General features: G+C 51.2%; 10 protein-coding genes and 1 tRNA gene. 6 read left to right on the plus strand and 5 right to left on the minus strand.

The window, feature by feature from the left end; genetic code table 11:
* The 3 genes from Q319_RS0121535 to Q319_RS0121545 all read left to right on the plus strand — a co-directional run.
* Nucleotides 1–324 (plus strand): IS30 family transposase (locus Q319_RS0121535; RefSeq protein WP_156039528.1); only part of this gene is annotated, 324 nt, incomplete at its 5' end.
* Nucleotides 325–882: 558 nt separating this feature from the next.
* Nucleotides 883–1935 carry a hypothetical protein gene (locus Q319_RS27585; RefSeq protein WP_156039529.1) on the plus strand — a complete coding sequence of 351 codons (1053 nt, stop codon included), beginning with the start codon at nucleotides 883–885 and terminating at the stop codon, nucleotides 1933–1935.
* A 270-nt stretch (nucleotides 1936–2205) separates the two neighbouring features.
* Nucleotides 2206–2625, plus strand: a complete 420-nt coding sequence (locus Q319_RS0121545; RefSeq protein ID WP_029484476.1) for a hypothetical protein — start codon at nucleotides 2206–2208, stop codon at nucleotides 2623–2625.
* On the opposite strand, the gene Q319_RS0121550 is transcribed toward Q319_RS0121545, so the two are convergent.
* Entirely contained in the window at nucleotides 2622–2879 is a 258-nt protein-coding gene (locus tag Q319_RS0121550) for a helix-turn-helix domain-containing protein (RefSeq protein WP_029484477.1), read from the minus strand. The genes Q319_RS0121545 and Q319_RS0121550 overlap by 4 nt on opposite strands.
* 103 nt (nucleotides 2880–2982) lie before the next feature.
* Between Q319_RS0121550 and Q319_RS0121555 the strand changes: the two genes are divergently transcribed.
* The gene (locus Q319_RS0121555) at nucleotides 2983–3756 is read left to right on the plus strand and encodes a hypothetical protein (protein ID WP_029484478.1); all 774 of its coding nucleotides are present in this window, start codon (nucleotides 2983–2985) and stop codon (nucleotides 3754–3756) included.
* A 73-nt stretch (nucleotides 3757–3829) separates the two neighbouring features.
* Here Q319_RS0121555 and Q319_RS0121560 read toward each other — a convergent pair whose 3' ends face one another.
* Both Q319_RS0121560 and Q319_RS0121565 read right to left on the minus strand, forming a co-directional pair.
* The gene (locus Q319_RS0121560) at nucleotides 3830–4375 is read right to left on the minus strand and encodes an eS19 family ribosomal protein (RefSeq protein ID WP_029484479.1); all 546 of its coding nucleotides are present in this window, start codon (nucleotides 4373–4375) and stop codon (nucleotides 3830–3832) included.
* A 63-nt stretch (nucleotides 4376–4438) separates the two neighbouring features.
* Nucleotides 4439–4526: transfer RNA gene (locus tag Q319_RS0121565), tRNA-Gly, on the minus strand.
* A 370-nt stretch (nucleotides 4527–4896) separates the two neighbouring features.
* Between Q319_RS0121565 and Q319_RS0121570 the strand changes: the two genes are divergently transcribed.
* Nucleotides 4897–6021, plus strand: a complete 1125-nt coding sequence (locus tag Q319_RS0121570; RefSeq protein ID WP_029484480.1) for a tyrosine-type recombinase/integrase — start codon at nucleotides 4897–4899, stop codon at nucleotides 6019–6021.
* A gap of 46 nt (nucleotides 6022–6067) precedes the next feature.
* On the opposite strand, the gene Q319_RS0121575 is transcribed toward Q319_RS0121570, so the two are convergent.
* On the minus strand, nucleotides 6068–6865 hold the full coding sequence (locus Q319_RS0121575) for an IS5 family transposase (protein ID WP_029484481.1): 798 nt from the start codon (nucleotides 6863–6865) through the stop codon (nucleotides 6068–6070).
* A 91-nt stretch (nucleotides 6866–6956) separates the two neighbouring features.
* Here Q319_RS0121575 and Q319_RS26570 point away from each other — a divergent pair, with 91 nt between their 5' ends.
* Nucleotides 6957–8003 carry a TIR domain-containing protein gene (locus Q319_RS26570; protein ID WP_081846226.1) on the plus strand — a complete coding sequence of 349 codons (1047 nt, stop codon included), beginning with the start codon at nucleotides 6957–6959 and terminating at the stop codon, nucleotides 8001–8003.
* On the opposite strand, the gene Q319_RS28435 is transcribed toward Q319_RS26570, so the two are convergent.
* Nucleotides 8000–8211 (minus strand): hypothetical protein (locus Q319_RS28435; protein ID WP_211252402.1); only part of this gene is annotated, 212 nt, incomplete at its 5' end. The genes Q319_RS26570 and Q319_RS28435 overlap by 4 nt on opposite strands.

An 8211-nucleotide genomic window follows, 5' to 3' on the forward strand; every position in this document is an offset into this window, starting at 1 on the left:
GACAGCGTGCTGGACAGTCAAATCGTCAAAACCATCACGATAGACCAGGGGCGGGAATTTGTGCTGACCGAGGCTCTCGGTCAGCAGTGGAATGCCTCAACCTATGCCTGCCACGCGCACAGTCCCTGGGAGAAGGGATCTGTGGAGAACACTAACGGGTTGCTGAGACAGTTTTTCCCGAAGGGGACGGACTTTACAGTGATGGAGCTGTCCACAGTGATAGCCGCCCAGCACCTGCTGAACAACAGACCCCGAAAAGTGTTGGGGTATCGCACGCCCCAAGAGGTACACTCGGCCCATCAGAGTGGTGCGCTAGCAACTTGAACTCGCCTCTTTAAGGAAGACGATACAGAACGCACCGTTTCGAGGTCTTTTGGCCGTTCAGAACACGAGGCCAAAGAAGCTATTGGCGAACTCGAAGAACTGGGCTGGCTGCGTATCGAATCTGTCAAAGCCCATCGGGGCCGCCCTCGCAGACAAATCAAAATACATCCGAAGTTTCAAGAAGTTTACGAAGCTAACTATGGAAAGCAGAAGGAGGTGAAAAGAAAATGACCACTTCCTTCTATGGTTCGCCGTATCTCGAAGGTATTAGAGGGCTTTGCGGGCGAATCTTCCTACGACTTGCCTCTGGCGAGATTAAAGAACCGATTACTTCATCCAAAATGAGGCGTCATTTCGCTAATGAGCATAATGAATATCAAGACGCTTTGAGAGAACTCGAGGTTCGCAATTGTATTCGACTTGAGAAGCAAATGAACAAGCGTGGACCTCCCAGTATTTTAGTCAGAATAAATCCACACATATTAACCACGGTAGATTTGAATACTTCTAAGGTCAAGGAGTGATTCAAATGATTGTCCTAACTCAAGAAAAGGCATCATGAATCATAACTTCAAAAGCGATCCATTCTTACATTCGCTTGAGCATGTGGCAAAGCGTGTCGCTATCTTTTTAGCTACTTGTACAATAGAAGAGCCGCTTACCGTAAGCCATGTGAAAATTCAGTTCGGCGTCACGGAGTTTAATATCGATTATGCTCTGGACATGCTTACTCAACGAAACGTCTTATCACTAGAACATACAGGACGTTTTGCAGGTTCTCGCCCTATCATCTACATCCATCTTCATCCGAAGTTCTTGAGTATGAAAGATCAGCTTGATATTGATGCCACGAGTTGCACAGTTAGCTTTGCCACGGCACCACATATTACAAGTCTCTCGATTGAATCCACAGCAACGCTTAAAGCTATTACAGAGGTTGACAGTCCAAAAGGCGTAAACGCATCTAAGATTCTTAAGCAACTCAAAAACAGTGTTTTCGCAGTTGGTGCCGAAAGCATGGATAGGGCTTTACTCGATTTAGATGCTCGATACTGCATCAAAACTGTGGAAGTAACAATGGGCAAGCGCTATTTCTTACATCCACAGCTTAAGAAAGCGTCTCTTTGCGACGAAGAGCAGTCTGAGGAAAAAGAAGAAGTACCTTCTAAAGAAGTGAGTGTAATTACGCCCACTGAAGAAATGCTAAAAGAGCCACGTCAAAAGCGGTCAAATCATCCACAGCTAGTACATTTGTCAGCCGATGCTCAGTATCTATTAGAAAGAGCTGAACGATATAAAAGTTACATTAGACGTAATAAGTCTATTACTCTTTCTATGCTGATTGGCGGTAGTATTATGCCTAAAGAAGATGCTTTAGCAGGACTAAAAGAGCTTAGAGAAAACGGCTTGATCAATAGCACCTTACAACGTAATGATTCATCTAGTACAAAAGTTCAAACCGTATTTAGTCTTGACGTACTAGATCTTATAAAACTTCTTCAAATTGCGCGTGGTATTACTAAAAGGCTTAAGAGTGAAATCAAAAAAGAAGAGGGGCTGCAAAAGTCGGACAACGCACAAAGACGTTTACGTCTCGATTCCTTATCCTAAATCCACGCTCCTTTATCCACATATCGGCCAGACTCACAACCTGGCCGATTCTCCATGCCGATCAATGCCCAGTGTGGAAATACACTCCAGATCCCTCGCCCCTACCTTCTCCGCGCTGGGTTGTGTGACCAGGGCCAGTCCAGACCTTCACACGATGGCCCAGAACGCGCAGGGAATGTGTCCGGCATATTTCCAGCTACCGATTCGCCCGCTGCGCTGTGGTGGGTCCCACAGATCGTTAATCCGTCCTGTATAGGGTCAAATTAGATCATGTTGACTAGCACGAACCAAACGGAATTCTTCGATTACACCGAGCTTATTACTAAAGATGCTGAAGAAACTGAGATCGTCCAATGGGCATGGCATCGTCTTGCACAATTATTCATTGACGGGCGGTTTCAGGATGGGGCGTCTATGCGGGATGTGCGCTTGATGGTCCTTGATGCCAAGCCTTTTACTTCAAAGCACTACGACGCTGCTGTGGAGCTAGGCACCGCAGCGGAGTTGTTCACCATCGAGACAGACGCCCAGCCGCAGAAGCCGGGGCGTGATCGGAAGGTGTTCCGCGCTGGTGTGACTCTCCGTAATTTCAGGGCCGATCAGCAGAGCTTGGTGGATCAGGTCCACAGGGTCATGCTGGACACGGCACGGCGTGAAAAAGAGGCAATCGCCAAAGCGATGAAACTCTAGAGCGCCGAGTCTTCAAAGGTCAGCAGCTCTCCCACAGTCAGACCGAAGACGTGGGCGATGCGGACCAGCGTTGTATACCTCACGTCAATTTTGGCCTTCTCGATTTTGTTGGGGTAGGCGCGGTTCATCCCGGCAAGGTGAGCGAAGGTATCTTGGCTCCACTTCCGCTCCTCGCGTAATTGCTTGATGCGCTGGCCTAACTTTTCGAGCCGCTCTTGGCGTTGTGAGTCATCGAGCGGGCCGGAAACGGTCATCCCTTGAGCGTGTGCTTTTCGCGCTCGGTGGTGTCGTCTGATAGAGCGTCGTCAGATATGGCGATATACAGTGCCTCAGCAGCGTGCTGCACGGAGGTTTTTTATGTTTGGGAGCATTGTCATCATCGCTGGTCTTGTGCTCGGAATTCTGGCACTCATCGGGTTAGTCCGGGGAGTCACGCCTCTCCTCAAGCTCAGGGGACGCCCTCTTGCTGGCGGTCTCTTGCTGGGGAGCATTGTAATTATGGGGTTGGGAGGCCAACTTCTGCCCAACAGCGATGTGACACTGACATTCACGCCCGCAGCCGCACAGGTGGAACTGAACGGAGAGGTTTACACGCAGTCGCCTGTGAAGGTCAAGCTCACTGACTCCAGCTACACCGTAAAGGCCAGTGCAGGCGGCTACCATGCTCAGTCGGTAGAGTGGGATACTGGCAAGCAGAAGGCTTTGCGTGTTGAGTTGAAAAAATTCACGGCGGCTGAGCTTGCTGCCCAGCGAGCAGCAGAGGCACGCAAGGCGAAAGAAGCAGCAGCGGCACAAGCACGGAGAGATGAAGAGGCCGCAGCCAGACGAGCGACAGCACAAGCGGCAGCCGAGGCCAGAGCCGCTCAAGCCGCCCGTGCAGACAAAGAGCTGAACGTGGGAACATTTGTAGTCATGTGCCAGGATGCTGTCAAGGACAAACTCAAATCACCGTCTACGGCTAAATTCGCCAGCTCAGCGACAAAAATCGGCAGCGTCCAGTCCAACGAGAACGGGAACAAGTCATGGGCAGGCTGGGTGGACAGCCAGAACAGCTTCGGAGCCATGCTCAGAACAAACTTTGTCTGCTCTTACAAGCTTGAAAGCCAGAAGCTAGAGGCCATCCTTTTATAAAGGACCTTCGCAGTGCAGTGGGCAGCAAAAAGCACCGCCTGAACTTTGACTCAGGCGGTGCTTTTTATAGATTTTAGAAACTAGGCAACGGCGGTGAGTAATCACCATCTTCTCTTTCGTCTTGGTCTTCTTCCTCATCTTTACCAGAAAAGTCAGGTAGCTCCATTTCATACAAGTCTGCCGCTTCCTTACCTTTAGGTGTCAATACTCTATCTCCATTGGGAAGTTTCTCGGCATAGCCACCAGCTTCTAACTGGCGGATAAGATAACGGATAGTTTCCATATTCTTCCCACGATATCCGCTGTCCTTCTTGATAATTTCTTCAATGTCTCTAGCTTCCTGCAACGGCTGGCCAAGTGTCTTGAAGGCTCTCAAGGCGGCCTTCAAGTTTTTTGTAACAGTTACGGTACTGTCATTACTTTGCTTTTTGTGCAGTCGAGTGACTGGCTTCGTGCCTGCGCTGGTGCCGTTTGGCCGACCAAAGTCAGATTCGGTCTGCGCTCTGTGGGCGTCAAGTACAGCTTTAACGGCTGCCACAACGGCAGCGGTATCAATGGTGTCTGGAAAGCGGGAGAAGTAGATTTCTAGGTCGTCTTGCTTCAGGGAGATTTCGAGCATTCCATTTCCTCCTTAAATTGACGACCTCGGACCCACCGTGTTAGAGTGGCTCCGAGGTTATCGTGGTGCTGGTGACGGGACTCGAACCCGCAATTCCCTGGCAGGAGGCAGTTTGGGAAACCACAGCGTTTACCAATTTCGCCACACCAGCACATCCTCTACCTTGACCCTTTCGGTTCCCCCGAAGGGGTTCTTTCTTTGAGCCGACGCAAGCGTACCACGCCCCTAAGGCGAGTGCAAGGGGCTATCGCTCATGGCCTGACTTACGGCTCTTGCGTAACGCCTAGTACTAGCCACCGTGACCGCGAGTAGATTTTTCTAGACCCTGGATCACTCGGTTTGTCAAGTATGACTTGCACTGTCTTATGGTGCCCTCGTGTTACTTCTCTGAGTCTCAATGACTCCATAATTAGTGGCTGCACCACACATTTTTCAAGAGATTGACGTAAGCCTCAAGCCCATGAGTGACCGCGTGTGTTGTGAGGTGTACTTGAGTCAGCGGGCTTGATACTGTTGCCCCTATGGGAACAACAGGAGTCTACAAGAACAACACCGGGTTTCGTTGGCATCTCACCTACGAGGGCAACCGATACAACGGCACAGCTCTCACAGCGAAAGAGGCAGAACTGGCCCGCGCTCAGAAGTTGGCCGAACTCAGTCGCGGGTTGGTTGCTCAGCCCACACAGATCACCTTTGGTGAGCAACTGGAGACGTGGCTGCAAGACAAGGACCGATCACGGGCCAGGCGCACCAGCCTCGGCTACCGCTACAGCGCCACCAAGTACATCAGCGACAGATTCAAGGCACTCAAGCTCAAGGACCTTCGCCCCAGCCATGTCCGGCAACTCTACGTCGATCTGCAAGACCGAGGCGTGACCGAAGCCCATACCCTCCGCCTCACCCACGCGGTGGTGCATGGCGTGTTGGAAATGGCGTTCAAAGACGAGTTGATGGTCCGTAACCCAGCGCGAGGGCAGAAACCACAGGTGACGAGCAAGGACACCGAGAACGATGACCTTCAAGTCTTCAGCCCCTCTGAAGCAGCCCGCTTCGCTGCCGCGTGTGATGTCCACAGTTGGGGCATGGTTTTCAAGTTCATGTTGCTGACGGGTGTACGCCGGGGTGAAGCTTGTGGCTTGGCCTGGACCAACGTATTTCTGGATGCCAAATTGCCATATGTCCGTATCGAGCAAGCACTGCACTGCGCGGGCAAGGAGAAGCTGCTGACGCGCCCCAAGACGAAGACCAGCCGCCGTACCCTCTATCTGTCGCCCGACGCTGTGGCGGTGCTTCTGGAAGCCAAGCGCAGGCAGTCGGAGATTCGTCAGCGACTAGGTGACAAGTCCTTCCAGAATGACTTCGTTTTTACCAGCTCCAAGAACGCGGATTCGCTCGGCCCGGATAACCTGAAGAATCACATGAACTCGATCTGTAAGGCAGCGGACGTACCACGCATCCGTATCCATGATCTTCGGCACACGTTCGCCTCGCTGTCGCTCAGAGTGGGTGTCCGGGTTGAAGTGCTGTCGCGCCAGTTGGGTCACGCCTCGCCCATGATGACCCTGAACGTGTACCGCCACATCTACCACGAGGAGATGCAGCAGAACGCCATTCCAGCGTCTGTGTTGTTCGGTCAGACTGGGTGAAAATACTGCTCAGCAGCTCGTGACTCTCTAGAGGCTGCCAAGAACCCTATGCAAAAAGCGGCTTGAGATTGTTGCAGAGCAGAACGCAAGCAGCCAAGACATGGAATCCGATCAGCGTGGACGACAGCCGTTCCAGGTCCCGTCCCAAACGGCGAAACCGTGACATCCACGCGAAGGACCGCTCCACCACCCACCGTTTCGGCACCAGGATAAAGCCCTGGGCGGCCTCCGGACGTTTGACCACCACCAGTTCCACACCGGTCTCGGCAGCATCCAGAGCGGTCTGTTTGCCTGTGTACCCCTGGTCAGCGAACGCCATCTCCACGGTTGCGCCCGTAGCTGCCTGCACCTCCAAGCACAGGTCTTTGACCTGTGCCCGATCCTGCTCGTTGGCGGGTGTGGTCAGCACGGCCAGGAAATGCCCCAACGTATCCACCGCCAGATGCACCTTCGTCCCCTTGCGTTTCTTGGCACCATCAAAGCCTGCGCGGTGTCCACTTTCAGGCGTGCTTTGAAGGGTCCGGCTGTCGATGATGATCGCGGTGGGCTCACCGTTCCTCGATTTTTCGACACGGGCCAGAAAACGCAGATCGTGTGCAGCATTTAAAAAGCACCCCGCTTCAAACCAGCGGTGCGCCTGTTGGCGCACCGTCTCCGCAGGTGGAAAGTCGTTTGGGAGGTAAGCCCACTGCGCACCCGTGCGGGCCACCCACAGCAGCGCATTGAGAACGTCTCGGATGGAATATTTCCGCTGTCTGGCATCTTTGGGGCTGAGCAGGAGATACGGGAGCAGAAACAGGTACGTATCGTTGTCTACGTCGCTGGGGTAGCCTCGTCGGGTCATCCACCCATTCTGCTCATTCCAGAGTGATGCATACCAACTTCAAACGTGTTCTTGGCAGCCTCTAGAGAAAATCCGTTCTAAACTAGAGGCAATGAGTGAGCTTTCCGACGAATTTTTAGCGGTTGCTGATCAGCTATCCGCTCTTCACACCCAATATATTTCATCAGGGGCATTTGAAACTGCTCGGGAGTTTGAAGCTGCCGCCAACCTAGTCGGTAAAGCTCATAGTGGTTCTTGGTGGGGTTATCACGCCCGCGTTTACTACCAAGCCTACGAGCCACCGCCAGCGAGAGCTACATTCAGTTTTGAATGGGGTCTGATGGGCGGGGCGTGGGAGGCATCAAGCGGAGACTGGCATCAATACTCTTTTGACGAAACATATGACTATATTACGAATCTAGTTGGCAAAGAACAAATTGGAATCGCTCAATCGATGTATGAATCGCTTGTAGATAATATTCCTAAAATTAAGGATGAACTTCTATCTCTTTTTAGTGCGGGTACAACAAGTGGAGATGCATATCTAATCAAACTACAAGGAGAATTAGAAGGAATTGAGCTAGTCACCAAATCAAATTATGTGAATAGCATGACGCCTAGAGGCAACATGATGTCGCGCGATACAACCGCTTTAACGGCTGGTATACAACTACCACCCCACGTAGGTGCGGCTGCTGAAGCAATAAAGTTCAAATCACTTGAGTATGTATGTAGACGCATGACTGAAATTTCAAATAGTGCAGCAAAGCACCTTCAAAGATTTTCGGGGGCACTCATGACGGCAAAGTCAAAGAAAGATTGCGTTTTCATTGGACATGGTAGGTCTCAAGCTTGGTTAGCACTTCGAGATTTTATCAAGGATCGTTTAAATGTTGATTTTGAAGAATTTAATCGTGCACCCACCGCAGGCATGACAACAACAGAACGTCTTCAAGAAATGCTGGCCGTATCTACATTTGCCTTCTTGGTTATGACGGCAGAAGATGAAACAGCAGAAGGACTTGTGCAAGCTAGGATGAACGTAGCCCACGAAGCCGGATTGTTTCAAGGAAAGTTAGGGTCTGACCTTACGCGGCAGAGTTTTGAAAATTCTCGGATTGCTGCCTCAGCCTTTGTAATTCCTCGTATGAAGTTTTAAGAGCGGCGATATACATCTTTGTTCGCATCGCAAAGTGATTTTCCTTGCGGATGATTTTCAATTTTTCCAGCTTGATATGTCCGTAGAATGAACAGAGAATGTGTTTGATCTGACATGCAGGTGTACTGGCAGGCGACTTCCCAAGAGAGGCATTTTGCTTGAGTGATTTGTGAAATTCTTCTACGGGCCATCGTTTCTGATAGATCGC

The organism is Deinococcus marmoris DSM 12784, assembly GCF_000701405.1.
In the GTDB taxonomy this organism is placed as follows: domain Bacteria; phylum Deinococcota; class Deinococci; order Deinococcales; family Deinococcaceae; genus Deinococcus; species Deinococcus marmoris.

Coding starts and splice junctions, on each gene's coding strand:
- Q319_RS27585 (WP_156039529.1), top strand. CDS start 883: ATGAATCATAACTTCAAAAGCGATCCATTCTTACATTCGCTTGAGCAT.
- Q319_RS0121545 (WP_029484476.1), top strand. CDS start 2,206: ATGTTGACTAGCACGAACCAAACGGAATTCTTCGATTACACCGAGCTT.
- Q319_RS0121550 (WP_029484477.1), bottom strand. CDS start 2,879: ATGACCGTTTCCGGCCCGCTCGATGACTCACAACGCCAAGAGCGGCTC.
- Q319_RS0121555 (WP_029484478.1), top strand. CDS start 2,983: ATGTTTGGGAGCATTGTCATCATCGCTGGTCTTGTGCTCGGAATTCTG.
- Q319_RS0121560 (WP_029484479.1), bottom strand. CDS start 4,375: ATGCTCGAAATCTCCCTGAAGCAAGACGACCTAGAAATCTACTTCTCC.
- Q319_RS0121570 (WP_029484480.1), top strand. CDS start 4,897: ATGGGAACAACAGGAGTCTACAAGAACAACACCGGGTTTCGTTGGCAT.
- Q319_RS0121575 (WP_029484481.1), bottom strand. CDS start 6,865: ATGACCCGACGAGGCTACCCCAGCGACGTAGACAACGATACGTACCTG.
- Q319_RS26570 (WP_081846226.1), top strand. CDS start 6,957: ATGAGTGAGCTTTCCGACGAATTTTTAGCGGTTGCTGATCAGCTATCC.